17 protein-coding genes are annotated in these 26,521 nt (G+C 64.9%); 9 read left to right on the plus strand and 8 right to left on the minus strand.

Going from position 1 to position 26,521, the window contains the following annotated elements:
• Window positions 1-146: 146 nt before the first annotated feature.
• From CAF78_RS14065 to CAF78_RS14085, 6 genes are all read left to right on the plus strand, one after another.
• The gene (locus CAF78_RS14065) at window positions 147-665 is read left to right on the plus strand and encodes an RNA polymerase sigma factor (RefSeq protein WP_085676276.1); all 519 of its coding nucleotides are present in this window, start codon (window positions 147-149) and stop codon (window positions 663-665) included.
• Window positions 662-1,618: a FecR domain-containing protein gene (locus tag CAF78_RS14070; RefSeq protein WP_085676277.1), complete on the plus strand. Its 957-nt coding sequence runs from the start codon at window positions 662-664 to the stop codon at window positions 1,616-1,618. The genes CAF78_RS14065 and CAF78_RS14070 overlap by 4 nt, the downstream gene beginning before the upstream one ends.
• Window positions 1,619-1,837: 219 nt before the next feature.
• Window positions 1,838-4,270: a TonB-dependent siderophore receptor gene (locus CAF78_RS14075; RefSeq protein WP_085676278.1), complete on the plus strand. Its 2,433-nt coding sequence runs from the start codon at window positions 1,838-1,840 to the stop codon at window positions 4,268-4,270.
• Between the two features lie 56 nt (window positions 4,271-4,326).
• The gene (locus tag CAF78_RS14080; RefSeq protein WP_085676279.1) at window positions 4,327-5,439 is read left to right on the plus strand and encodes a PepSY domain-containing protein; all 1,113 of its coding nucleotides are present in this window, start codon (window positions 4,327-4,329) and stop codon (window positions 5,437-5,439) included.
• A complete protein-coding gene (locus CAF78_RS28575) occupies window positions 5,436-5,612 on the plus strand; it encodes a hypothetical protein (RefSeq protein WP_177408539.1) in 177 nt (58 codons plus the stop codon). Before CAF78_RS14080 ends, CAF78_RS28575 begins: the two co-directional genes overlap by 4 nt.
• Before the next feature lie 70 nt (window positions 5,613-5,682).
• Entirely contained in the window at window positions 5,683-8,709 is a 3,027-nt protein-coding gene (locus CAF78_RS14085) for a dermonecrotic toxin domain-containing protein (RefSeq protein ID WP_085676280.1), read from the plus strand.
• Here CAF78_RS14085 and CAF78_RS14090 read toward each other — a convergent pair.
• The 8 genes from CAF78_RS14090 to glnE all read right to left on the minus strand — a co-directional run bounded on the left by CAF78_RS14090 (window position 8,670) and on the right by glnE (window position 18,762).
• Window positions 8,670-10,112, minus strand: coding sequence for a lipopolysaccharide kinase InaA family protein (locus CAF78_RS14090; protein WP_085676281.1), 1,443 nt, complete (start codon window positions 10,110-10,112; stop codon window positions 8,670-8,672). The two genes, CAF78_RS14085 and CAF78_RS14090, sit on opposite strands and share 40 nt — an antisense overlap.
• Window positions 10,112-10,864, minus strand: coding sequence for a lipopolysaccharide kinase InaA family protein (locus CAF78_RS14095; RefSeq protein ID WP_085676282.1), 753 nt, complete (start codon window positions 10,862-10,864; stop codon window positions 10,112-10,114). Before CAF78_RS14095 ends, CAF78_RS14090 begins: the two co-directional genes overlap by 1 nt.
• Window positions 10,861-11,595: a lipopolysaccharide kinase InaA family protein gene (locus CAF78_RS14100; protein ID WP_085676283.1), complete on the minus strand. Its 735-nt coding sequence runs from the start codon at window positions 11,593-11,595 to the stop codon at window positions 10,861-10,863. Before CAF78_RS14100 ends, CAF78_RS14095 begins: the two co-directional genes overlap by 4 nt.
• A complete protein-coding gene (gene rfaP / locus CAF78_RS14105; RefSeq protein ID WP_085676284.1) occupies window positions 11,595-12,401 on the minus strand; it encodes a lipopolysaccharide core heptose(I) kinase RfaP in 807 nt (268 codons plus the stop codon). The genes CAF78_RS14100 and rfaP overlap by 1 nt, the downstream gene beginning before the upstream one ends.
• Entirely contained in the window at window positions 12,398-13,522 is a 1,125-nt protein-coding gene (locus CAF78_RS14110; RefSeq protein ID WP_085676285.1) for a glycosyltransferase family 4 protein, read from the minus strand. Before CAF78_RS14110 ends, rfaP begins: the two co-directional genes overlap by 4 nt.
• The gene (gene waaC / locus CAF78_RS14115; protein ID WP_085676286.1) at window positions 13,522-14,580 is read right to left on the minus strand and encodes a lipopolysaccharide heptosyltransferase I; all 1,059 of its coding nucleotides are present in this window, start codon (window positions 14,578-14,580) and stop codon (window positions 13,522-13,524) included. The genes CAF78_RS14110 and waaC overlap by 1 nt, the downstream gene beginning before the upstream one ends.
• Window positions 14,581-15,630 (minus strand): lipopolysaccharide heptosyltransferase II, encoded by a 1,050-nt coding sequence (gene waaF / locus CAF78_RS14120; RefSeq protein WP_085676287.1) that lies wholly within the window; start codon window positions 15,628-15,630, stop codon window positions 14,581-14,583.
• 198 nt (window positions 15,631-15,828) lie between these two features.
• Window positions 15,829-18,762: a bifunctional [glutamate--ammonia ligase]-adenylyl-L-tyrosine phosphorylase/[glutamate--ammonia-ligase] adenylyltransferase gene (gene glnE, locus CAF78_RS14125; protein ID WP_085676288.1), complete on the minus strand. Its 2,934-nt coding sequence runs from the start codon at window positions 18,760-18,762 to the stop codon at window positions 15,829-15,831.
• Window positions 18,763-19,145: 383 nt separating this feature from the next.
• On the opposite strand from glnE, the gene aceE reads away from it, so the two are divergent.
• The 3 genes from aceE (at window position 19,146) to CAF78_RS14140 (ending at window position 26,404) form a co-directional block, all read left to right on the plus strand.
• Entirely contained in the window at window positions 19,146-21,791 is a 2,646-nt protein-coding gene (gene aceE / locus CAF78_RS14130; RefSeq protein ID WP_085676289.1) for a pyruvate dehydrogenase (acetyl-transferring), homodimeric type, read from the plus strand.
• Window positions 21,792-21,804: 13 nt separating this feature from the next.
• On the plus strand, window positions 21,805-23,442 hold the full coding sequence (aceF, locus tag CAF78_RS14135; RefSeq protein WP_085676290.1) for a dihydrolipoyllysine-residue acetyltransferase: 1,638 nt from the start codon (window positions 21,805-21,807) through the stop codon (window positions 23,440-23,442).
• A gap of 280 nt (window positions 23,443-23,722) precedes the next feature.
• Window positions 23,723-26,404: a bifunctional diguanylate cyclase/phosphodiesterase gene (locus CAF78_RS14140; RefSeq protein ID WP_085676291.1), complete on the plus strand. Its 2,682-nt coding sequence runs from the start codon at window positions 23,723-23,725 to the stop codon at window positions 26,402-26,404.
• Window positions 26,405-26,521: the final 117 nt, after the last annotated feature.

Here is a 26,521-nt window from a genome sequence, read left to right on the forward strand (position 1 = left end):
CGGGCGCGCCCGCGAAGAGGCCGGCCCAAGCAACACATCCTGAATGATGGCCATCCGATAAGCGTCCATTGCACCCACCCCCTTGCCTCTGTAACAATCGCGAATAATTATCGTTAGTTAATGCATTCGTTCCGGGGGGACGCTGCGTGTCTTCTGCCCACAGCCCACATGCCGATCTGGTCGGCTCGCTGTACCGCGACCATCGCGGCTGGCTGCTCGCCTGGCTGCAGCGCAGCATGGCCTGCCGCCAACGTGCCGAAGACCTGAGCCAGGACACCTTCGTGCGCCTGCTCGGCCGCGAGCAGCTGGACACCCCGCGCGAACCACGCGCGTTCCTCGCCGCCGTGGCCAAGGGCCTGATGTTCGACCACTTCCGCCGCGCGGCGCTGGAGCAGGCCTACCTGGCCGAGCTGGCGTCGATCCCCGAAGCCGAACACCCCTCCCCGGAAACTCAGCACCTGATCCTCGAAGACCTCAAGGCCATCGACCGCCTGCTCGGCAAGCTGTCGAGCAAGGCCCGCGCGGCCTTCCTGCACAACCGCCTGGATGGCATGGGCCACGCCGAAATCGCCGAGCGCCTGGGCGTTTCGGTGTCGCGTGTGCGCCAGTACATCGCCCAGGGCATGCGCCAGTGCTACGTGGCCCTGTACGGGGAACCGACGTGAACAACACACCGGTTTCGTCGCAGGTGCTGGAAGCCGCCATCGCCTGGAAAATGAGCCTGGACGACAGCAGTGGCACGCCTGACGAGCGCACCGAATTCATCCGCTGGCATGCCGCCAGCGAAGAACATGCCCGTGCCTGGCGCCAGCTTGGCGCCCTCGACCAACGCGTCAGCGCTGCTGCCGGCCCGGCTCGCCAGGCCTTGCTGCAATCGCGCGCCGGTTTGCGACGGCGCATCGGCAAAGTCGGTGGCGGGCTGGCCGGGATGTTCCTGCTCGGTTCGCTGCTGGCCTGGATCGGTGCCCCGTCACTGGCGCCCAGCTACTGGCTGGCCGATCAGCGCACCGCCACGGGCGAACTGCGCACCTTGCGCCTGGAAGACGGCACGCTGCTGAGCCTGAACACCCACACCGCCGTCGACATCGACTACCAGGGCGAACAGCGCCTGATCGTGCTGCATCAGGGCGAAATCTCGGTCGAGACCGGCCATGACGACCCACGCCCGCTGCTGGTACGTACCGACGATGGCCGCCTGCGGCCACTGGGTACGCGCTTCCTGGTGCGTCGCGAAGACCAGGGCACGCGCCTGGAGGTGCTGCAATCGTCGGTCGCCGCCATGCCACACAACAGCGGCGACGAGCAGGTCCTGCGCGAAGGCCAGCAAGTGCTGATGAACAGCAACGGCCTGGGCCGGATCGGCCCGGTGCAGGCCGGGGCCGACGCCTGGACTCGCGGCATGCTGGTGGTCGACAACGTGCGCCTGGCCGACCTGCTGAAACAGCTGGGCCAGTACCGCAGCGGCCACCTGGGTGTGGCCGATGAAGTGGCCGACCTGCGCGTGACCGGCAGCTTCCCGCTGACCGACACCGACCTGGCCCTGGCTTCGCTGACGCCGGCGCTGCCGGTGAAGATCGAGCGGCATACGCCGTGGTGGGTGACTGTCGTTCCCAAGTAATCCTGTACTGGCCTCTTCGCGGGCAAGCCCGCTCCCACAGGATTTCCGCAGCCCTTGAATCTGCGGCGCACCTGTGGGAGCGGGCTTGCCCGCGAAGGGGCCGGTGCAGGAAAAAGCCAGATTCAAATAATTCTCACTTTTTTTCCGATTCCCCCTGTCACTTCTGGAATCTCGCTCGGCAAGGAAGCAGTTAGCACTTATCCGTCGAGGAGCCGCTGCATGTCCCGTGCCGTTGATCGTATCCTGCGTCCCAGCCTGATGGCCCTGGCCATCGCCATGGCCGCGCCATTGTCCAGCACCGCCCTGTTCGCCGCCGAGCAGTCCGCGCCGCGCGCCTACAACCTGCCCGCCGCGCCGCTGGCCACCACCCTGAACCAGATCGCCAGCCAGTCGGGCATCGCCCTGGCCATCGACCCGGCGCTGGTCAGCGGCCGTACCTCGGCCCCGGTCAATGGCCAGTACAGTGGCCTCGGCGCCCTGCAGGCGGCCTTGCTCGGCACCGGGTTGCAACTGCAACAGAGCAGCGTCGGCAGCTATAGCCTGGTCGCCGTGCCGGATGGCGCCCTGGCACTGCCGGAAACCACCGTCAACGCCGCCAGCGCTTCCGAAAGCGCCTGGGGCCCGGTCGACGGCTACCTGGCCAAGCGCACCGCCGCCGGTACCAAGACCGACACCGCACTGGTCGAAGTACCGCGCTCGATCTCCGTGGCCACCCGTCAGCAGATGAGCGACCGTGGCGTGCACAGCCTCGATGACGCCGTGAAATACATGCCGGGCATCGTCTCCGCCAGTTTCGGCAGCGACACCCGCTACGACTGGATGCGCGTGCGCGGTTTCGAGCCGACCCAGTTCCTCGACGGCCTGCCGCTGCCACGTGGCGTGTATGCCAACCCGAAAGCCGAAACCTGGAACCTCGACCGCCTGGCCCTGCTGCGCGGCCCGGCCTCCTCAGTCTATGGCCAGACGCCGCCCGGCGGTTTGCTGGACATGGTCAGCCGCCGCCCTCAGGCCGAAAGCGCCAACGAGATCGAAGTGCAGTACGGCAGCGACAACCATCGCCAGATCAACTTCGCCAGCACCGGCAAGATCGATGACGATGGCCGGTTCCTGTACGGCGTGAGTGGCGTGATTCGCGATGGCGGCACGCAGATCGACCATATCGATGACAAGCGCTACAACATCGCGCCAAGCCTGACCTGGAACATCGACGACGATACCTCGCTGACCCTGCTGACCCAGTTCACCCGCGACGATACCGGTGTCACCAGCCAGTTCCGGCCGATTCAAGGCACCAAGATCGACATGCCGTTCGGCAAGATCTCCCACCACAAGAACCTGGGTGACCCGAACTACGAGTTCTACGATCGCACCTACTACGCGCTGGGCTACGCCTTCGAGCATCGCATCAACGAAGTTTGGCAGTTCCGCCAGAACCTTCGCTACACCAAGTCGGATCTGTCGTTCCAGACCATCACCGTAAACAGCTACTTCCCCGAGTTCGGCATGGTAGTGGATAACGACGGCAATGTTGGCCGGAGTACCACAAACGTTGATGAGGACATTAGCCAGTTCGCCGTCGACAACAATTTCGAGGGCAACTTCAACACCGGCGACATCAGCCACACTCTGCTGATCGGGCTGGACCACCAGCGCACCAATAACAATTTCCTGACGATCTACGGCACTGCACCCAGCATCAACGTGAACAATCCCGTTTACGGTTTGCCGATCACTCGCCCGGATCGTTCCACTGCCTACTACGACTACGACCAGAAAACCCGCCAGACAGGCGTCTATATTCAAGACCAGATGGCGCTCGGGAACTGGCGTTTGACGTTGGGTGGCCGTGAGGATTGGGTACATACCAGCACCAAATTCTTCAATAAAGGTGACGCCACCAACACACAACGCGACAGCAACTTTAGCGGTAACGCCGCAATCAGTTACGTCTTCGACTCTGGATTCGTTCCCTATTTGTCTTATGCCGAATCTTTCCAACCGGCCAGCAAGGCGGACGTAGACCCGACCAGCTCGTTCAAGCCAACCGAAGGCAAACAGTGGGAACTGGGCGTCAAGTACCAGCCGCCCGGCTCCAACACGTTGCTGTCGGCCGCTGTGTATGACCTTACCCAGAAGAACGTATTGGTCACCAATAACGATGGGAACACTACTGTCACCAGCCAGACCGGCGAAGTGAAAGTCCATGGCCTGGAGCTGGAAGCGGTTTCCGATGTCACCGAAAACCTCAAGCTGACCGCTGCCTACACCCTGGCCAAGTCTGAAGTACAGGACGGCCTGTACAAAGGCAACCGCCTGCAACTGATGCCCAACCAGCAAGCCTCGCTGTGGGCCGACTACACCTGGCACAGCGGTGTGCTCGACGGCTTCGGCATCGGCGGTGGCGCGCGCTACACCGGCAACACCTACGGCGACCAGGCCAACACCTACCTGGGCAAGGCCAACGCCTACACCGTGTTCGATGCCTCGGTGCACTACGACCTCGGTCGCCTGAGCACCAGCCTCAAGGGCGCGTCGGTGGCGGTCAATGCCACCAACCTGTTCAACAAGGACTACATCTCCACCTGCGACAGCTTCTACTGCTACTACGGCGACGAGCGCAGCGTCGTTGCCAGCGCTTCCTACAAGTTCTGAGTGAGCGGGGGCTGCTGCGCAGCCCCACGGTCCAACAGACATAAATCGGTACCGTGATGAAAAGCCCAACCATCCGCCGCTGGTCGGTGATCCACACCTGGAGCAGCCTGGTCTGCACGGTGTTCATGCTGTTGCTGGCGCTGACCGGCCTGCCGCTGATCTTCCACCACGAACTCGAACACCTGCTCGGCGATGCCCCGCAACTGCGCGAGCTGCCCGCCGGCACCCCGCAGCTGGACCTGCAGCAGCTGGTGATCAAGGCCGAGCAACACCGCCCCGACGAGGTCGTGCAGTACTTCGGCTTCGACGAGGACGAGCCCAACGGCGTGCTGGCGATCACCGCCGCCACTGCCGGCACCGAGCCCAATGCGTCACACACCTTCATGCTCGACGCCCGCACCGGCGAAGCCGTGGCCATGCCTGCCGCCAATGGCGGCTTCATGATGCTCATGCTGCGCCTGCACGTGGACATGTTCGCCGGCCTGCCCGGCAAACTGCTGCTGGCGTTCATGGGTGTGCTGTTCGTCGTCGCGATCGTCTCCGGCACCGTACTCTACGCACCGTTCATGCGCCGCCTGGACTTCGCCACCGTGCGCCACGACAAGTCCAGGCGCCTGCGCTGGCTCGACCTGCACAACCTGATTGGCGTGGTCACCCTGGCCTGGGCGCTGACGGTGGGTGTCACCGGTGTCATCAGCGCCCTCTCCGACCTGGTCATCGCTGCATGGCGCAACGACAGCCTGGCGGCGATGGTCGCCCCCTACCGCGACGCCCCGGCCCTCACCGAACGGGCCAGCGCCACCGAGCTGCTGGCGATCGCCGAGCGCGCCGCGCCCGGCATGCGCCCGGACTTCATCGCCTTCCCCGGCACGCGCTTCTCCAGCGAGCACCACTACGCCGTGTTCATGAAGGGCGCCACGCACCTGACCTCGCACCTGCTGACGCCCGTGCTGATCGATGCGCGCACCCTGGCGGTGACGGCCGTGGGCGAACGCCCCTGGTACATGGACGCCATGGGCCTGTCGCAACCGCTGCACTTCGGTGACTATGGCGGCCGGCCGATGCAGATGCTCTGGGCAGTACTCGATGTGCTGACCCTCATCGTGCTCGGCAGCGGCCTGTACCTGTGGTGGGGCAAGCAGCGCAAGCACCGGGAGGCACGCACATGACCCACAAGTCGCAGGCCACCTCGCGGGTCTTTGCCTGGCCGCTGCTGATCGCCGTGCTCGGTGCGCTGGGGCTGTTCGCCGCGCTGCTCGGCGACGGCGGGTGGGACGTGCTTTCCTGGCTGGGCCTGGGTGTCCCGGCGTGGCTATCGATACGCGGCCTTTGCCGACGCTGAGGTAACCGGCTAACACAGCCGCAAGGGCTCACTCACGCACCATCGTCCGCCTTTCCCCCGGAGACGGACCATGACCACACTGCACCGCTTCCAGACCCTGGACAGCAGACTGGAAGCACTTCTGCCCCCCATCGACGGCGTCGAGCCCAGCCTGGACATCGCCCTCGCACAGCTTTTTCCAGACCTCACGATCACTGCACGCACGCTGTATTTCGGCACGCATCAGTTGCTGCAGCTGGTGGGTTTCCATCTGTTCGACGGCGGCACGTTTCGCTTGCCCACAGGCAGTCAAGCGCGCCATGCCAGCTACTCCACACTTAACTTGCCGGCAAATTTCGCCAGCCATATCGACGGTTTCTGCAAGAACATTCGCCAGGATCTGCATGCCCGCCTGGCAAGCTACTGGCTGGAGCGCGACAGTAAGGGACTGACGCGTCTGATTCGCCTGGCCTCCCATTATCGTGACCAGCTGGATGCAGAAATTCGCCTGCGCAGCACCGACCAGACCCTGTCGCCCGGGCATGCGCAGTTGCTCAGGACCTGCCTGGAGCTGCCGCGCCCCTGGCAGCGTCGGCACCTGCCCGTCACATCGCGGCCACAAACCTATCGCCTGCTCCTTGCCAGCACCGCCCCCAACTGGCGCTGCCATGTGCCGGGTTTTCTGGTGCTCACCGAACAAGGGCCCGAAGGGCGCCTGCTCGAACACGACGAACCCGTGGGCCTGGCGATACTGTGCAGTGTCGCCCATGGCATAGAAGCCTTCGACAGCCTTGCCGCACTCCATGCTGAGGTCTGCGAGCGCCTGGAAGACCCGCTGCAGAGCGGGCACCTGCTGGCCATGCTGAGCGAGCCTGGCAACCAGCAGCAGGCCCGCCAGGCCGAACGCCTGCGCTATGACTGGTACACCGAGGACCCTGCCGAGTTTCTGGCCTTCGCCATACGCGACGCGCAAACCAGCCACCTCAGCCATGCCTGGCAAAAGGCCTGGGAACAGGGGCAACAACGCAGCATCGAGCAGCTGGATGCCGCGCTGGCCAACGCCCTGGACATCAGGCGAACGGTCGGCAGCCGCGGCCCTATGGCCAACCGTTATGGGCTGCTGCTCGAAAAACACCTGCCAAACTGGCTGCGCGCAACGTCGCGCCAAGGTGTCACGCACATCATGCAGGCCATGCAGGAACAAGTGCTCGCCATTCAGGTGGCCAGTGCACCCGGCATTCTCACCCTCGAGCAGTTCCGCCAGCAGCACAGCCTGCTGAACTGGGTCAACGAGCGCCTGCGCGAATACCTGCAACGAGACCCTGGCCTGGATTGCGACCCACGGGATATTTCCATCAGCGTCACGCTAGCCCGCCAGACGGGGCCGATCGTCAACCCGCTACCGATCGGCGGGACCAGCGGCTACATACCGGTAGCCAGCAGGCCGCAGGCCGGCGATACCATCGAAGTGGTACGCCACACCTACAGGCTCGATGAACTGGCCTTGCTGAACATTGCCTGGTTCGATGTGGATTACTGGCTGACTGCCCGCGTCTACCTGAACGATGACCAGCCGCTACCTGCCCTGACCCCGCAACGGGTCAAGGCCATCGTGCGGCGGCTGAATGCTGGCAGTGGCTACAAGGCCTACCTGCGCACCCAACTGCTGGAGTCACCCGAGGGGCGCTGGCGCCAAGCCGCGCATGGGCAGATCACCCGCACGCGGATGAATGCCGAAGCGGTCAAGGCGCGCTATGTCAGGCACTTCCTGCCGGATACGTTCGAGCAAGGCTATGGCTGGGCCAGCACGGTGATCAGCGCGCCCGACAGCGATACGCGCCCGCACTACAATGAACAGCAGGTGATTGCACAGCAGCTGCTGGTACAGGGGGACACGCTGCTGGGCGTGTTGCTGCTGGTTTCACCGGAAAACTCGAAACGCATCGTGCTGTACTGCCCGGATGTACCTGACCGGCGCTTCTGGCGCGAGTACAGCGACACCAAAGCGCTGATTCACGCTGCCCGCAATGATCCGGGCTTTCAGGGCTACCTGACCCAACGCCTGCCACAGGCCAGCGGCAAACTCCTCGGCGCACGGCTGAAAAAAGGCCGGATCGGCGCAATCGTCACGCGCCAGACCATCACCGGCAACCTGTTCGAAGCGCTGTACCGGGCCGAAGTCAAAAGCCTGATCGCGCAAACCGACATCGCTACCCGCAGCAACGAAGAACTGCTGGGCGAGTTCTCGGTCAACGTGCTCAGGCTGGTGCTGGACCTCGTCACCTTCGTCCTGCCACAACGGGCACTGCTGGCGCTGGCGTTCGGCCGCATGGCGATCTCGATCTGGGATGGCTTCGAGGCATTCGACCAGGACGACCATGCCGGTGCCCTGCACCATGCCGTGGCCGCCCTTGGCCACGCCAGCGCGGGTCTCAACGAAATGGCAGGGTCCAGCCTCATGCGCCGCGCATTGCGCGGGCTGCCGAAGCCGCCACCGGTGCCGCTGCCGCAGCGTTACCAAGTGGCGCCCGACATGAGCAGGCTGCGCTACCGGATCGACTCGGTACACGGCGAAGCGGTGTATGAACAATTGTCGGTCAACCCCGGCCTGACCCAGTACTTCGTGCGCGACAACCAGGGCCATTACTTCAACGTGAGCTTTGACGGCAACCGCTGGCGCGCCACCGACCCTGACCAGCCTTATGCGTACCTGAAGTTGCCGATCAAGCGCAGCCAGAACGGCAACTGGATCGTCGATTCAGCGGTGCACTGGCATGAGGGGCTGCCCGATATCGCGCAGCTGCTTGGCCAATGCCGGCTGGAACCGCGCCTGGAGGGCGTCGCCGATGAGCACGAGAACAATCTGTTAAGCCATGGCAGCACGTTGTACCTGCAGCTGCTGAACCACCAGCTGCCGGTACGCCGCCACTTGCTGCCCGGGCACTACCACCTGATATTGCCCGCAGGGCTCAGCGGCACGGTTCCCGCCTGGGCAGTCCTGCGCCGCGAACAGGACGCATGGCAGATCCGCGTGCGCCAGCCAGGCCGCGGCAGCGACTGGCTGGCCCTGCCAGAGGATTACTCGCCGAGCCGCGGCAACAGCCTGTCCAGGCGTTGATGCAGGGCGCTGCCACTCGGCCAGTTGCGCAGCAGCCGCGCCCGGTCACGGGCGTAGGCTGGCGCGAAGCTGAGCTGGGTAGCGTGCTGACACATGGCATCAAGGTCGATCAGCGACCATTGGCCCTTGTCCCAGAACAGGTTGTGGCCCTTGAAGTCGCCATGGCTGATGCGCTCGCGGATCAACTGCTGCATCACGTGGACCAGCGCGTCGACCTGCTCTTCGGGCGCGTCACCGTTCTCCACGTAGGGGGCGAAGCACGCGGTCAGGTCCGGCCCCTCGACAAACTCGGTGACCAGGTAGGCACGGCTGCGCAGGCCCATCACCCGCTGTTCCAGCACCGCCAGTGGGCGCGGCGTGGCGATGTCGAGAAACGCCAGGCGATGCCCTTCGATCCACGAGTGCCAGGCCCGGCTCGGGCGCCAGAAGCGCTTGAACCAGTGTGCGGTGTTCTTGATGTTGTAGCGTTTGAGCACCAGCTTGCGGCCGTTCACCTCGATACGCGCCACACTGGCCGCGCCACCGGTCTTGTACAGATGGCCCTTGTCGATCAGTGCATCTGCCTGCTGCAGCACCGGCAGCATGGCACCCACCTCTTCGCGGCGTATCGCCCGCAGGCCTGACAGGCTGCGCTCGACACTGAACAGGCTGCACTCGCGGCCGGCCTTTTCCAGGTAGTCCTTCTGCCGCCAGTTGCGCACCTTGTCCACCTGCTTCTGCAGCGCTTCCATCGGCAGCGCATGCTCGGCATTGGCCAGCAGGTAATGCACCAGCAGCTCTTCGATGAACGGCTCCAGGCGCTTGGGCAACTGGGCGAAGAACACCCCGAGGTTTTCCAGCACACGCGGCCGCGACAACTGCTGGCCGGGCGTCTCGACCTTGATGCCGGCACCGTCGATCAGGTACAGCTTGCCGCCATGGCGCAGCAGGTTGTCCAGGTGCAGGTCTTCCTGCCACAGGCCTTGTGCATGCATCTGTGCCACGGCAGTGAGAGCTTCGCCCAGCACCAGGTGCTGCTCGTCAGCCAGCACCGGCAGGCTTTCCACCGCAGCCCAGGCGTCGGCCAGGCTTTCGGCGCCCTCGAGGAATTCGAACAGCAACCAGCCGCCTTCGCCTTCCTTGAGGCCATCGGCGAGCAGCTGTGGCGTGGTCAGGCCCTCTTTGGCCAGCAGTTTCACGCCATCCAGCTCGCGCTGGAAATGCCGTGCGGCATTGCCGCCGACCAGCAGCTTGGCCAGCACCGGGGTGCCACGCCAGATGCCGGCGCCGACATAACGCTGGCCAGGCAGCACCCGCAACAGGCTGAGCAATTGCAGGTCAGCCGTGCCAGCGGCGTCGGCCAAGGTGATGCTCAATGGCAGAGACGGGCTGCGCCCGGCGTCTTTGAGTTCGGACAAACGCATCAGCGGGCCTCTTTTTCACGACGGCGTTGCGTCAGGCGTTGCAGCCAGGTGCCGACCAGGGCGCTGTCGGCAGGCTGCTGCAGGTAGGCGGCCAGCAGCTGGCGCACGTCCGCCTCGCTCCAGGCACGGGCACGGCGCAGCAGTGGCTCCAGGTCGCGCAGGCGGTCGCGCATGCCAAACAGCAGCGGCCGGGTCTTTTCCAGGTCGATCAGCTGCGCTTCCCAGCCCTCGCGGCGCTGGCGCAGGAAGATGTGCTTGGGGTAGAAGCAGCCGTGCACCTGACCGGCGCCGTGCAGGGTGCGCGCCAGCTGGCCGCACGCCTTGAGGATGCCCGCCCGGGCCTCATCGGCGAGCTGCGGCCACTGGGCCAGCAGGCCCTCCAGGTCGCTCCATTCGTCCAGCGCACGGGTCATCAGGATCGCCCGGTGCTGGCCGTTGTGCTTGCGCTCGCCGTAGAACACGGCCTGCAAGGCCGGAATGCGCAGCTTCTGGTAACGGCTGATGTTGCGGAATTCGCGGGCGAAGGTCGGTTCGCCAAACGGCCGGTGCAAGGTGCGGGTCAGGTAATCGCTCTGGCGCTTGAGATAATAACCTTTACCTTCAAGTTCCAGGCGGTAGACGCTGCTCCAGCCGCCGCGGCCAGTATTGGGTTCGTCCACGGCGTCGAGCTGCAGCGCCCACAGCGCTTCGAAGTCGTTCAAGCCATGGCGCTTGAGCAGCGCGAGGTCCGCGCCGGCCAGGTAGTCGGTCATTCCCTTCCCTCGAAGAAGCTCAGCACCTGACGAATGCGCCGCTTGTCGCGCACATTCAGGCGCTGACGCCCACGGTACTGCAGGTAGAAGCGCAGGCGCTGGGTCGCCGACAGGTGATATTTGGCCACCTTGTCCAGGCATGCCAGGTCTTTGATCATGCGGTGGCGCCACATGAAGCCACGCCAGAAGTCGCCGGTCGGGCAGTCGATGAAGAACAGCGTGCCCAGGTCGTCGACCAGCAGGTTGCGCCACTTCAGGTCATTGTGGGCGAAACGGTGTTCATGCATGACCCGGGTGTGGCGCGCCAGCTGGCGGCTCAGCTTGTCGACCCAGACGCGATCGGCCAGGCGCGGATCGTTGCGCTCGGCCAGGGCCGAGAGGTCTTCGGTGCGTGGCAGTTCGCGGGTGATCATCGCGCCACGGCCAAAGGCCAGGCCTTTGCGTTCCAGGCCCCAGGCCACCACTTCGGCCGTGGGAATATCCCACTTGGCGAACTGCTTGAGGTTCTGCCATTCGGCCTTGATGCGTGGCCGGCCCAGGTAGCGGCGCATGTGCTTGCCAGCGCCGGTGTAGCGCTTGACGTAGTAGTTGACCCCGTCACGCTCGATGCGGATGACCTCGCTGAGCGGGTCACGCGTGAGGTGTTCGCCCTTGAGGGCAAAGACCGCATCGAGGCTGCCGAAGTCCGACGCCAGGTGTTCGTAGCCTGGCGCCAGTGTCCAACCCGCCATCAGAGTGCATCCCCATAGCGTTGCTTGCGATCGTAGAGTTTCTGCGCCTTGCGTTCGAGCCAGGCGAGCAGCGCGGCTTCCTCGGCCAGCACCTGGCGCAACGGGCGCTGGAAGTACCCGCGCAGGAAGCGCAGCTTGTCGCGCTGGGTCAGGCCGATATCCAGCGCCGAGAAGTACAGCGCGGCCAGGTCCTTGTCGCGCCAGCGCCGGCTGATTTTCGCCCGGGTCTGCGCGCGGTGCAGGTCGATCACCGACAGTTTGAAGTCTTCCGGCGTCACCGGCCGGTCAGTGTGCAGCAGGAAGTGGCAGATGTAGCAGTCGCGGTGGTTGACCCCGGCGCGGTGCATGCCACCGGTCATCTTCGCCACTTCAGCGATCAGCGCGCGCTTCAGGCGCGGCGCGGGTGGGTGCTTGACCCAGTCGATGCTGAAGTCTTCCAGGCTGATGGTCGGCGCCAACTCTTCGGTGACGATGAACGAATGCTGGCTGGCCGGGTTGCTGCCACGCTCGCCATAGGCGACGGCGGTCATGGTCGGCACGCCCACTTCATGCAGGCGCTGGATGGCCTGCCATTCCTGGCCGGCACCGAGCACCGGCAGTTTGGCGGTGAGCAGGTTCTTGAAGATCTCACCCCAGCCGATGCCACGGTGGATCTTGACGAAGAAGCCTTCGCCATCGACCTCGGTACGCAGCGTGCGGCGGCCTTCGAGTTCGCGATACACCTCGCCTTGCAGCGCTTCCACGGCATCGAAGGCGTCACGCCCGGCCCACAGGCGCTTGAAGGGTTCGGCCAGTATCAGCTTCATGGGTTCTCCTGCCCCAGGATCACATCGGCAGCATGCTGCGGCATGCTGTACAGGTCAGCGCTGTCGGCAAAGGCCAGGCCGTTGCGCGACCACTCGGCGCGGGCCTGCCCGTCTTCGAGCATGCGCTGCAGGTAGGCATTGAGCTGTTCCTGTTCGTACGGCTCGTCCAGCACCAGGCCACTGTCGGCCTCGGCGATGTAATGGGCGTAACCACAGACCTTGGACACCAGCACCGGCAGGCCGGCCACCAGGGCCTCGAGCAGCACCGTGCCGGTGTTCTCGTTGTAGGCCGGGTGGATCAGCAGGTCGGCGCCCAGCAAAAAGCGCGGGATGTCGCTGCGGCCCTTAAGGAACTGCACCTGCTCGCCCAGGCCCAGCGTGGCGCTCTGCAGCTGGAACACCTTGGGGTCGTCCTGGCCGATGACCATCAACTTCGTGCGCTTGCGCAGCGCCGAAGGCAGCGCGGCCAGGGCCTTGAGGCTGCGGTCGACGCCCTTGGTCTTGAAGCCCGAACCGATCTGCACCAGCAGCAGGTCGTCATCGCCCAGGTTGAATTCCTTGCGGAACTCGGCGCGGATCTCGGCGGCATTGGCCGGCGCGCGGCGGTCCTGGGAGATACCTGGCGGCAGCAGGTGGAAGCGCTCCACCGGGGTGCCGTAGTGCTTGATGAACAGCGGCTGCTGCACTTCGGAAATCATCAGGACTTCGGTGCGCGCGTCCTTGGCGAACACGGCGCGCTCGTACTCGGCGAAGTGCCGGTAGCGGCCCCAGCGCCGGTACAGGCCGCCACGCAGGGTCTGCGCCTTGTCTTCGAAGCAGCCGTCGGCGGCGTAGTACACGTCCAGCCCCGGCATCTTGTTGAAGCCGATCAGGCGGTCGACCGGGCGCTTGGCCAGGTCCGCTGCCATCCAGGCGCTCAGTTTCTCGTTGCGCCGGTGGTTGAAGATCGCCTTGACCGGCGCCACCAGCACCTCGAAGCCCGGCGGAATGTCACCCTCCCAGATCAGCGTGTACACGCGGATCTGGTGGCCCCGCTTCTGGCATTCCAGGGCAATGCGCATGAAGTCGCGCTGCAGCCCGCCGAAGGGGAAATATTTGTAAAGCACGAAAGCCAGTTGCATCAACGAACATCCTCAGCCAGCAGCAGCGCGCTCAGGCGGCTCGCTACATGCTCGGGATTCAGGCGAGTGAAGCACAGCGGCCACTCGCGTTTCAGATCGAACCGGCGCAGGTCGTCAGCGCTCGGTTTGTAGGTGCACTTCTTTTGCAGGCACGGTGCACACGGGAAATCGCTGGCCTGGTGAACCTGCACGCGGCCGTAGGCGCCGGTCAGGCCCGGGTTGGTCGGGCCGAACAGCGAAATGGTCGGCACGTCCAGCGCTGCGGCCAGGTGGCCGAGGCCGGTATCCACCGCCACGCAGGCCTTGGCCGCCGCCAGTACACGGGCGACCCCGGCAAGGTTCAATTTGGGGAGCACCTGGCAGTTGTTCAAGCCCTGGGCGATGCGCTCGGCGCGGGCCTTCTCGGCCGGGTTGCCCCACGGCAGGCGCACCTGCAGCTTGCGCCGGCCCAGGCGCTCGGCCAGTTCGCGCCAGTAGGCTTCGGGCCAGTGCTTGGTCGCCCAGGTGGTGCCGTGCAGGAACACCACGTAGGGCGCAGCCGGCGGCAGTTGCAGGCGGTCGAGGTCGAGGCCGTAGTGGCCGATGCCTTCTGGCAGGTCGTAGGCCAGGGCCATGGCGAACAGTTGGCGCACCCGCTCCACGGCATGCTGGCCGACGGCAACCGACAGCGGCCGGTCGTAGAAGCGGCTGGCCCAGCCTTCGCGGGCCGAATAGCGATCCAGGCCGGCGACCGGCGCCTTGACGTAGCGGGTCAGCCAGGCTGACTTGACCAGGCCCTGGGCATCGATCACCAGGTCATACTTGCGCGCGCGAACGCGCTGCTTGAACGCCTTCCACTCGCCACTGCGGATCGTCTGCCAGATGTTCTTGCGCCAGCGGCGGATCGCCACCGGGATGACCTGGTCGACCGCCGGGTGCCAGCTGGGGATTTCGGCGAAGCCTTCTTCCACCACCCAGTCGAAGCGGATGCCCGGGATGGCATGGGCGGCGTCGGTAAGCGCCGGCAGGGTGTGGATCACGTCACCCAGCGACGAGGTCTTGATGATCAGTACCCGCACTTAGTCGACCTCGGCCACGGTATCGATCAGGTTCGGACCACCCAGGCTGTGCAGGGCGGCGATGACTTTGCCGGGCTCCAGCAGGCGCAGGCAGTTGTAGTGGCCGAAGCGGCAGGTGCGGTCGAAGCACGGGCTGCATTCGATGCCGGTGCGCACCACTTCCACCTGTTCGGCCAGTGGCGGGGTAAAGCCTGGCGAGGTGGAGCCGTACACCGCGACCAGCGGGCGGTTCAGCGCGGCAGCCACGTGCATCAGGCCGGAATCGTTGGAGACCACGGCATCGGCGCAGGACATCAGGTCGATGGCCTCGGCCAGCGAGGTTTCACCCGCCAGGTTGTACGACTCTTCACGCAAGCCCGGGATCAGGCGGTCGCGGATCTGCTCGCCGACTGGGTGATCGTTCTTCGAGCCGAACAGCCACACCTGCCAGCCCTGGCGGATCATCGCATCGGCCACGGCGGCATAGTGCTCGCTCGGCCAGCGCTTGGCCTCGCCGAATTCGGCGCCTGGGCACAGCGCCAGCACCGGGCGGTCCAGCGCCAGGCCGAACTTGGCCATGGCGGCTTCGCGGCTGTGCGCTTCGATCTGCAGGCTCGGCCGCGGATACGGCTGCGGCAACTCGGCACCGGGCGCGTAGGCCAGGGCCATGAAGCGCTCGATCATCAGCGGGTAGCGGGCCTTGTCCAGCTTGCGCACGTCATTGAGCAGGCCGAAACGCATTTCGCCGCGCCAGCCGGTGCGCTTGGGGATGCCGGCAAAGAACGGCACCAGCGCCGACTTCAGCGAGTTGGGCAGCAGGATGGCCTGGTCGTACTGGCCGGCCAGGGACTTGCCGATGCGCCGCCGCGTGGCCAGCTCAAGCGCGCCGTGGCCGAGCGGGAAGCTCAAGGCCTGGCGCACTTCGGGCATGCGTTCGAGGATCGGCCGGCTCCACTCGGGCGCCAGCACGTCGATCACGCAGTCGGGGTGCTGCTGTTTCAGGCACTGGAACAAGGTCTGCGCCATCACCATGTCGCCGACCCAGCTGGGGCCAATGATCAGTATTCTCATGCTTAGTCCAGAAACGCTCGGGGAGGCTACAGGCTGCATACAGCCTGGCCTCCCCTCTTTATATTCAGGCTATGTGGCGGACAGTGTACCACTCGCATGGCCCCTTCGCGGGCAAGTCGGGGCGCCGAACCGCCGCTCCCACAGGTATCGCACAGCCCCTGTGGGAGCGGGCTTGCCCGCGAAGAAGCCAACGCAGTATCAGCTCAGGCCCAATTCACCCCAGATCCGCCGCACCTCGCGGCGCTCATCGGCAAACTGCGCCGCATCGATCACCCCGGCCTGCTTCTGCAGGGCCTGGCGGTGCGACGCCGAGCGGAACGCCTTGTACACCTCACGCAACAGCACCGCGTCACTGGCCGGCATCAACCCTGCCTGCTCCAGCTCTTCCAGAATGCGGATGTTATCGGTCCATCGGAGTATGGCCGGGTGCTCGTGAGACCAGGCCAAAGCGGCGTATTGCACCATAAATTCGATATCGACGATACCGCCGGCATCCTGCTTGATATCGAACGCCACACCGGCGTCGAAGGCATTGGCTGCGGTACCGGCGGCCGTGGCCTTGGTGCCGAGGTTGTCGCGCATCTTGGCGCGCATCTCACTCACCTCGCTGCGCAACTTGCCCAGGTCGCGGGCCTGGCCCAGGACCTTGGCCCGTACGCCCTCGAACGCCGTCGCCACCTGCTTGCAGCCCACCAGCACACGAGCGCGCACCAGGGCCTGATGCTCCCAGGTCCAGGCCTCGCTCTGCTGGTAGCGTTCGAACGCCCCCAGCGAGCTGACCAGCAGCCCCGCCGCGCCGGACGGGCGCAGACGCATGTCGACGTCGTAAAGCTGGCCAGAGTTGGTCTGGGTGGTCAGCAGGTGGATGATGCGCTGGCCCAGGCGGGTGAAGAACTGCGCACTGTCGATGGGCTTGGCGCCGTCGGTTTCCGCTTGCGGGTCGCCATCGTGAATGAACACCAGGTCCAGGTCCGAGCCATGGCCCAGCTCCAGGCCGCCGACCTTGCCATAGCCGATGATGATGAAGCCCGGGTCGCACAGGCTGCCGTCGCTGCGCTTGGGCTGGCCATGGCGGGCCACGGTCTGGCGCCAGGCCAGGGCCAGCACCTGGTCGAGAATGGCTTCGGCCAGCCAGGTCAGGTAGTCGCTGACTTTCATCAACGGCAGGTTGCCGCTGATTTCCGATGCCGCCACGCGCAGGCTGTGGGCCAGCTTGAAGTGGCGCAGCGCTTCCATCTGCTGTTCCAGATCGTCCTCAGGAATGCGCGTCAGCCGCTCGCGCAGTTCGGCGGCCAGCTCCGGCGCTAGCGGCGGGCTGAACAGGCGGCCTTCGTTGAGCAGCTCGTCGAGCAGCAACGGGTAGCGGGCGATCTGCTCGGCGATCCACGGGCTGGCGGCGCACAGGGTCAGCAAGCGCCGCAGGGCACCCGGGTTTTCGGTGAGCAGCACCAGATAGGCCGAACGCCGCGCCACGGCTTCGACCAGTGGCAGCACGCGCTCCAGCACCAGGTCCGGGTTGTCGTGCTCCACAGCCTGGGCCAGCAAGCGTGGAATGAAGGCATCCAGGCGCTCGCGGCCAATGCGCTGCATCGAGCGCAGCTGCGGGCTGGCGCGCAGCCCGGCCAGGCGGCGCAGGGCTTCGGCCGGCTGCTTGAAGCCGGCCTCCTCCAGCTGGCGGCCCGCCGCATCTTCATCCTGGGCCTGCTCCCACAGCGGCGACCACTCGCCACCCACCACCAGCTCGCCTTCGCCTTCGTCTTCATCCGGGTCGGCGATGACCTGGCGGAAGTGCCAGTCGACCCGACCGCGCCAGTACATCAGTTGATCGTGGAAGCGCTGCCAGTCGGCAAAACCGAGGATATAGGCGACACGCTCACGGTCGAGCTCGCTGTCCGGCAGCATCTGCGTCTGGCGGTCGGCGATAGCCTGGATGGCATGCTCGGTGTAACGCAGGAATTCATAGCCTTCGCGCAACTCAGCCACCACTGCTGGCGGCAGGTAACCCTGGCCTTCAAGGGTCGCCAGCACCTTGAGCAGCGGCCGCTGCTGCAGGCTCAGGTCGCGCCCGCCGTGGATCAGCTGGAAGGCCTGGGCGATGAACTCGACCTCACGGATACCCCCCGCACCGAGCTTGATGTTGTCGGCCATGCCCTTGCGCCGCACTTCCTGCTGGATCAGCTGCTTCATGGTGCGCAGCGCTTCGATCGCCGAGAAGTCCAGGTAACGCCGGTACACGAACGGCCGCAGCATTTCCTGCAGTTGCGCGCCCGCCGCCTGGTCACCGGCCACCACCCGCGCCTTGATCATCGCGTAGCGCTCCCAGTCGCGGCCCTGATCCTGGTAGTACTGCTCCAGCGCATTGAAGCTGAGCACCAGGGCGCCGGCCGAGCCGTAGGGGCGCAGGCGCATGTCGACACGGAACACGAAGCCGTCGACGGTGACCGGGTCGAGTGCCTTTATCAGGCGCTGGCCCAGGCGGGTGAAGAATTCCTGGTTTTCCAGCGAGCGCTTGACCCCTTCCGTCTCGCCGCCTTCGGGGAAGGCGAAGATCAGGTCGATGTCCGACGACAGGTTCAGTTCCACCGCGCCCAGCTTGCCCATGCCCAGCACCACCATGTGCTGCGGCTGGCCGCTGCGGTTGCCGATCGGCGTGCCGAACTGCTGGCAGTGGCGCGGGTACAGCCACTGGTAGGCTTCGTCGATGGCAGCGTCGGCGAGGTCGGACAGGTCGCGGCAGGTTTCGCCCAGCTCGGCCTGGCGGGTAATGTCGCGCCAGATGATGCGCAGCTGCTGGCGGTTGCGCTCGCGGCGCAGGTTGCGCGCCAGCTCGTCTTCGCTCTGTGCGGCCTGGGCGGCGGCGGCGATTTGCCCGCGCAGCTCGCCCGGGGCGTAACGGCGGCCCAGCTCGCCGCTGGCGATCAGGGCGAACAGCATGGCCGGTTCACGCTGGGCCAGGCCGAGCACGAAGTCACTGGCGGCGGCCACCTGATCGAACTGTTGCCGGTGCAGTGGGGTCCAGGTTTGCAGGTCGAGGTCGGCGTGGCCTGCCACGGCATCGCTCAGAAACTGCTGGTTGCGAACGACCAGCGGTTGCAGGGAAGCAGGCAGTTCGAGCGGCAAAGGTAGGCGCATGGTCTATCCTTGATCGGCGTGAAATGGAGGGGAAAAAGCGGTCAAGAGGAAGCCGGACCACGGTTGGACTGTCATACAAAAGTTGGAAATAGCTGAAAAAAACGAATCATTGGCAAGAAACATCAAGATTCACCTGTCCGCTGCATACCGCCAACCAACATGAACGTTTTTCCTCACAAGCCAAGGTGCGACCAAACGTCGCATTTGTGTAGTTTTACTACTACCCATGGCGTGCAAAAGCATGAAATGCCGGAGCAAATGTAGTAAAACTACACGGCGCCGGGAGACACCCCGGTAATCCAAGAATTCACGACGTCTGCCCATAAGGCCAGTCGCAAACTCAGGCCCCCGATTCTGGTGGCCTTTCCGCCCTGGAGCAAGCCATGCAAGACCTCGATCCAATCGAAACCCAGGAATGGCTGGATGCCCTGGAGTCGGTCCTCGACAAAGAAGGCGAAGACCGCGCTCATTACCTGATGACCCGCATGGGCGAGCTGGCCACCCGCAGTGGCTCCCAGCTGCCGTACGCGATCACCACGCCATACCGCAACACCATCCCTGTCACCCACGAAGCACGCATGCCTGGCGACCTGTTCATGGAACGCCGCATTCGCTCGATGGTGCGTTGGAACGCGCTGGCCATGGTGATGCGCACCAACCTGAAGGACTCGGACCTGGGCGGCCACATCTCCAGCTTCGCTTCCAGTGCCACCCTGTACGACATCGGCTTCAACTACTTCTTCCAGGCGCCGACCGAAGAACATGGCGGCGACCTGATCTTCTTCCAGGGCCACGCATCGCCAGGCGTCTACGCCCGTGCCTTCATGGAAGGGCGCATCAACGAAGACCAGATGAACAACTTCCGTCAGGAAGTGGACGGCAACGGCCTGTCTTCGTACCCGCACCCATGGCTGATGCCTGACTTCTGGCAGTTCCCGACCGTTTCGATGGGTCTGGGCCCGATCCAGGCCATCTACCAGGCACGCTTCATGAAGTACCTGGAAGCCCGTGGCTTCATCCCGGCCGGCAAGCAGAAGGTCTGGTGCTTCATGGGCGACGGCGAGTGCGACGAGCCGGAATCCCTGGGCGCAATCGCCCTGGCCGGCCGCGAGAAGCTGGACAACCTGATCTTCGTCATCAACTGCAACCTGCAGCGCCTCGACGGCCCGGTTCGCGGCAACGGCAAGATCATCCAGGAACTCGAAGGCGTGTTCCGTGGCGGTGGCTGGAACGTCAACAAGGTCGTCTGGGGCCGCTTCTGGGACCCACTGTTCGCGAAGGACACCAACGGTGCCCTGCAGCGCCGCATGGACGAAGTCATCGACGGCGAGTACCAGAACTACAAAGCCAAAGACGGCGCGTACGTTCGTGAGAACTTCTTCAACACCCCAGAGCTCAAGGCCATGGTCGAAGACCTGTCCGACGACGAGATCTGGAAGCTCAACCGTGGCGGCCACGACCCGTACAAGGTCTACGCGGCGTACCACCAGGCTGTTAACCACAAGGACCAGCCGACCGTCATCCTGGCCAAGACCATCAAGGGTTACGGTACCGGTGCCGGCGAAGCCAAGAACACCGCGCACAACACCAAGAAGGTCGACGTCGACAGCCTGCGTCACTTCCGTGACCGCTTCGACATCCCGGTCAAGGATGCCGACCTTGAGAACCTGCCGTTCTTCAAGCCGGAAGAAGGTTCTGCCGAAGCCAAGTACCTGGCCGAGCGCCGCGCTGCCCTGGGCGGTTTCGTGCCGCAGCGCCGCGCCCAGAGCTTCAGCGTGCCGACCCCGCCACTGGAAACGCTGAAAGCGATCCTGGACGGTTCGGGCGACCGCGAAATCTCCACCACCATGGCCTTCGTGCGCATCCTGGCGCAGCTGGTCAAGGACAAGGACATCGGCCAGCGCATCGTCCCGATCATTCCGGACGAAGCCCGTACCTTCGGTATGGAAGGCATGTTCCGTCAGCTGGGCATCTACTCGTCGGTCGGCCAGCTCTACGAGCCAGTCGATAAAGACCAGGTGATGTTCTACCGCGAAGACAAGAAGGGCCAGATCCTCGAGGAAGGCATCAACGAAGCCGGCGCCATGTCGTCGTTCATCGCTGCCGGTACCTCGTACAGCTGCCACAACCAGCCGATGCTGCCGTTCTACATCTTCTACTCGATGTTCGGCTTCCAGCGCATTGGCGACCTGGCCTGGGCCGCTGGCGACAGCCGTACCCGTGGCTTCCTGATCGGCGGTACCGCCGGCCGTACCACCCTCAACGGTGAAGGCCTGCAGCACGAAGACGGTCACAGCCACATGATGGCGGGCACCATCCCGAACTGCCGCACCTACGATCCGACCTACGGCTACGAGCTGGCGGTGATCATCCAGGACGGCATGAAGAAGATGACCGAAGAGCAACAGGACATCTTCTACTACATCACCGTGATGAACGAATCCTACCAGCAGCCAGCCATGCCGGCCGGTGTCGAGGAAGGCATCATCAAGGGCATGTACCTGCTCGAAGAAGACACCCGCGAAGCCGCGCACCACGTACAGCTGATGGGCTCCGGCACCATCCTGCGCGAAGTCCGCGAAGCGGCGAAGATCCTGCGTGAAGAGTTCAACGTCGGCGCCGACGTGTGGAGCGTCACCAGCTTCAACGAACTGCGTCGCGACGGCCTGGCCGTGGAACGCGCCAACCGCCTGAAGCCTGGCCAGAAGCCACAGCAGACCTACGTCGAGCAGTGCCTGAACGGTCGCAAAGGCCCGGTCATCGCCTCTACCGACTACATGAAGCTGTTCGCCGAGCAGATTCGCCAGTGGGTACCGAGCAAAGAGTTCAAGGTCCTGGGTACCGACGGTTACGGTCGCAGCGACAGCCGCAAGAAGCTGCGTCACTTCTTCGAAGTCGACCGCCACTTCGTGGTGCTGGCTGCCCTGGAAGCCCTGGCTGACCGCGGCGAGATCGAACCCAAGGTTGTGGCTGACGCCATCGTCAAGTTCGGCATCGACCCGGACAAGCGCAACCCACTGGACTGCTGAGGAGTATTTTTAAGTGAGCGAACTCATTCGCGTACCTGACATCGGCAGCGGTGAAGGTGAAATCATCGAGCTGTTCGTCAAGGTCGGTGATCGTATCGAGGCTGACCAGAGCCTGCTGACCCTGGAGTCCGACAAGGCCTCCATGGAGATCCCGGCCCCCAAGGCCGGCGTGATCAAGGAACTCAAGGTCAAGCTGGGCGACCGCCTGAAAGAAGGCGACGAGCTGCTGGTCCTGGAAGCCGAGGGCGCCGCTGCTGCGGCCCCTGAGGCTCCGGCTGCCGCTCCGGCGCCAGCTGCTGCGCCAGCGCCGGCTGCCGAAGCCGCCCCTGCTCCGGCAGCAGCACCGGCTGCCGCCAGCGTGCAGGACATCCACGTGCCGGACATCGGCTCGTCGGGCAAGGCAAAGATCATCGAAGTGCTGGTCAAGGTCGGCGACACCGTCGAAGCCGACCAGTCGCTGATTACCCTGGAGTCCGACAAGGCCTCCATGGAAATCCCGTCGCCGGCTGCCGGCGTGGTCGAAGAAGTGCTGTGCAAGCTGGAAGACGAAGTCGGCACTGGCGACCTGATCTTCAAGCTCAAAGTTGCTGGCGCCGCGCCGGCTGCCGCTCCGGCACCTGCCGCTGCTGCTGCCCCGGTTAAGGCTGAGGCGGCTCCGGCCGCTGCACCTGCCGCTGCCGCCCCGGCTGCTGCTCCGGCTCCGGTCGCTACCGCCCCGGCTGCCGGCAGCAACGCCAAGGTTCACGCCGGCCCGGCAGTTCGCCAGCTGGCCCGTGAATTCGGCGTCGACCTGGGCGCAGTTGCCGCCACCGGTCCGCACGGCCGCATCCTGAAAGAAGACGTGCAGGTGTACGTCAAGGCGATGATGCAAAAAGCCAAGGAAGCTCCAGCCGCCGCTGGTGCAACCGGTGGCGCTGGCATCCCGCCGATCCCTGCCGTTGACTTCAGCAAGTTCGGTGAAGTGGAAGAAGTGGCCCTGACCCGCCTGATGCAGGTCGGTGCCGCCAACCTGCACCGCAGCTGGCTGAACGTGCCGCACGTGACCCAGTTCGACTCCGCCGACATCACCGAGCTGGAAGCCTTCCGCGTTGCGCAGAAGGCCGTGGCCGAGAAGGCTGGCGTCAAGCTGACCGTGCTGCCACTGCTGCTCAAGGCCTGCGCCTTCCTGCTCAAGGAACTGCCGGACTTCAACAGCTCGCTGGCGCCAAGCGGCAAGGCCATCATCCGCAAGAAGTACGTGCACATCGGCTTCGCCGTGGACACCCCGGACGGCCTGCTGGTCCCTGTGATCAAGAACGTCGACCAGAAGAGCCTGCTGCAACTGGCTGCCGAAGCCGCTGCACTGGCCGAGAAGGCGCGCACCAAGAAGCTCTCGGCCGACGAGATGCAAGGTGCCTGCTTCACCATCTCCAGCCTCGGCCACATTGGCGGCACCGGCTTCACGCCGATCGTCAACGCGCCGGAAGTGGCGATCCTGGGCGTCTCCAAGGCGACCATGCAGCCGGTCTGGGATGGCAAGGCCTTCCAGCCGAAGCTGATGCTGCCTCTGTCGCTGTCCTACGATCACCGTGTGATCAACGGCGCTGCCGCCGCGCGCTTCACCAAGCGCCTGGGCGACGTGCTGGGCGATATCCGCACCATGCTGCTGTAAGGCGGCACACTGCCCCTCCCTGCGAGGGGCAGCACCCTTTTCGAGCTGCCACGCTCGTACCTCAACCCCGCCAGCTGGCGGGGCTTTTTTTTGCCTGCGAGAAAGCTGGGAGGGCCGCAAGGCGGCCCCGAAATGCTCAAGCCAAACTAAGGATTTCAGCCCAGCGGCCGAAAACCTGTACATGACAGCCCTCATGGCCGCTTGCCAGCCTCAGGGACATGATGCAACCTTGCCAGATGCGCCGCCGCCCAGGCCGCGTCACCCTTCAAGCGAGTCTTCGATGAAAAGCCAACCCGATGCCGCCAGCCGTGTGGCGGCCGAGGTCGTCACGCAGCTCCCCGTGCCCTCGCGGCTCGGCATGCTGCGTTTCGAAAGGCTGAACGAAGCCAACTGGGCGATGCTCTACCTGGACCCAGCCTGCGATCGCCAGTTCGGCCTGCCCGCGTCCGAGCTGTGCGCCCTGATCGACTCGCCCTATGCCAGCCTGATGGAACCCGAGGCACGCTACCGCCTGCACGACGAGATTCAGCTGCAACTGAGCAACCGCGGCTATTACCGGGTGCGCTATACCCTGCATACCCAGTCACGCGCGTTGCGCCTGCTGGAAGCCGGCGAGGCGTTCAAGCAGCACAACCGCCAGCTGCTGCGTGGCTTCCTGACGGTGCTCGATGACGAAGACGACAGCGACGACACCGACGACCTGGAATCGCGCAACAATCGCCTGCAACTGGCCCTGCAGATCAATCAGCGCGCCCAGCAGGAACAGCTTGAGCATCTGGAACGCGTGCGCGCCCAGCAGGACCTGATCCTGCGCCTCGCCCGCCAGCGCTACAGTGCCGAAAACTCGCTGCTCGAAGCCGCCCAGCTGATCACCCGCAGCGCCTGCGAAATCTACAAGGTCGACAGCGCCAGCATCTGGCACCTGGAAGACCAGCGCCTGGAGCCGATCAGTGCCTGGCTGCGCGACGACCAGGTGCACCGCCTGCCCGAGCCGATCGATGCCAGCCGTTTCCCCGACTACCTGGAAGCCCTGCACGCCAGCCGCGCAATCGACGCGCACAACGCCAGCCACGACCCACGCACCCGTGAACTGGCCGAAACCCTGTCCGCCGACAACAATGCCATGCTCGACGCCAGCATCCGCGTCGATGGCCAGGTGGTGGGCGTGCTATGCCTGGAGCAGACCGGCCAGCCGCGCGCCTGGCAGTCCGATGAAATCGCCTTTGCCGGTGAGCTGGCCGACCAGTTCGCCCAGGTCATCACCAACCACAACCGGCGCACCGCCGCCAGCGCCCTGCACCTGTTCCAGCGGGCCGTGGAACAGAGCGCGAGCGCCTTCCTGCTGGTCAACCGCGACGGCGTGGTGGAGTACGTCAACCCAAGCTTCACGGCCATCACCCAGTACAGCACCGAGGAAGTCCAAGGCCACCACCTGGCCGAGCTGCCAGCCCTGGAAAACCTCAGCGAGCTGCTGTTCGACTCACCGTCGAGCCTGGCCATGGGCAACAGCTGGCAGGGTGAATTCAAGAGCCGGCGCAAGAACCTCGAGCCCTACTGGGGCCAGCTGTCGATTTCCAAGGTGTACGGCGACAACCGTGAGCTGACCCACTATATCGGCATCTACGAAGACGTCACCCAGACCAAGCTGGCCCAGCAGCGCATCGAGCGCCTGGCCTACACCGACAACCTGACCAACCTCGGCAACCGCCCGGCGTTCATCCGCAAGCTCGACGAGCGCTTCGCCCGGGACAGCGAGAACCCGATCTGCCTGCTGCTGGTGGACATCGACAACTTCAAGCGGATCAACGACAGCCTCGGCCACCAGACCGGCGACAAGCTGCTGATCAGCCTGGCCCGGCGCCTGCGCAACAGCCTGAGCGCCAACGGCGTGCTGGCCCGTTTCGCCAGCAACGAGTTCGCCGTGCTGCTCGACGACACCAGCCTGGAAGACGGCCAGGGCGTCGCCCTGCAATTGCTGCGCACCCTCGACAAGCCGATGTTCGTCGACAACCAGCTGATCAACGTCACCGCCTCGGTGGGCCTGGCCTGCGCGCCGCTGCACGGCAGCGACCCGACCACCCTGATGAAGAACGCCGGCCTCGCCCTGCACAAGGCCAAGGCCAACGGCAAGCACCAGGTGCAGGTGTTTACCGAAGTGCTCAACGCCGAAGCCAGCTACAAGCTGTTCGTCGAGAACAACCTGCGCCGCGCCTTGACCCAGAACGAGCTGGAGGTGTTCTACCAGCCCAAGCTGTGCCTGCGCAGCGGCCGCCTGCTGGGCCTTGAGGCGTTGCTGCGCTGGAACCACCCCGAGCGCGGCATGATCCGCCCGGACCAGTTCATCAGCGTGGCCGAAGAAACCGGCCTGATCATCCCCATCGGCAAGTGGGTGGTGCGCCAGTCGTGCCGCATGAGCCAACAGCTGCAGCTGGCCGGCATGGGCTGCCTGCACGTGGCCATCAACCTGTCGCCCAAGCAGTTTTCCGACCCCGACCTGGTGGCCTCGATCGGTTCGATCCTCAAGGAAGAAGGCCTGCCCCCGCACCTGCTGGAACTGGAGCTGACCGAAGGCCTGCTGCTGGAAGCCACCGAAGACACTCACCGCCAGCTCGATGAGCTCAAGGCCCTGGGCCTGACCCTGGCCATGGACGACTTCGGCACCGGCTACTCGTCGTTGAGCTACCTGAAGAAGTTCCCGATCGACATCATCAAGATCGACCGCAGCTTCATCAACGAGATCCCCGACAACCAGGACGACATGGAAATCACCTCGGCGGTGGTGGCCATGGCCCACAACCTCAAGCTCAAGGTGGTGGCCGAAGGCATCGAAACGCCGGAGCAACTGGCGTTCCTGCGCCGGCACCGCTGCGACGTCGGCCAGGGCTACCTGTTCGACCGGCCGATCCCGGGCCGCGAGCTGGAAGAAAAACTCAAGCGCTATCCACGCGGTCCAATGGCCTGACAGCAGCGCCAAGCTCGGGCACTATAGAACCCATTCGGGCCCTTTCGCGGGCAAGCCCGCTCCCACAGGTACTCCCCATCAGCCCTGTGGCGATCCCTGTGGGAGCGGGCGTGCCCG

Source organism: Pseudomonas sp. R28(2017) (assembly GCF_002112505.1).
Classification (GTDB): domain Bacteria; phylum Pseudomonadota; class Gammaproteobacteria; order Pseudomonadales; family Pseudomonadaceae; genus Aquipseudomonas.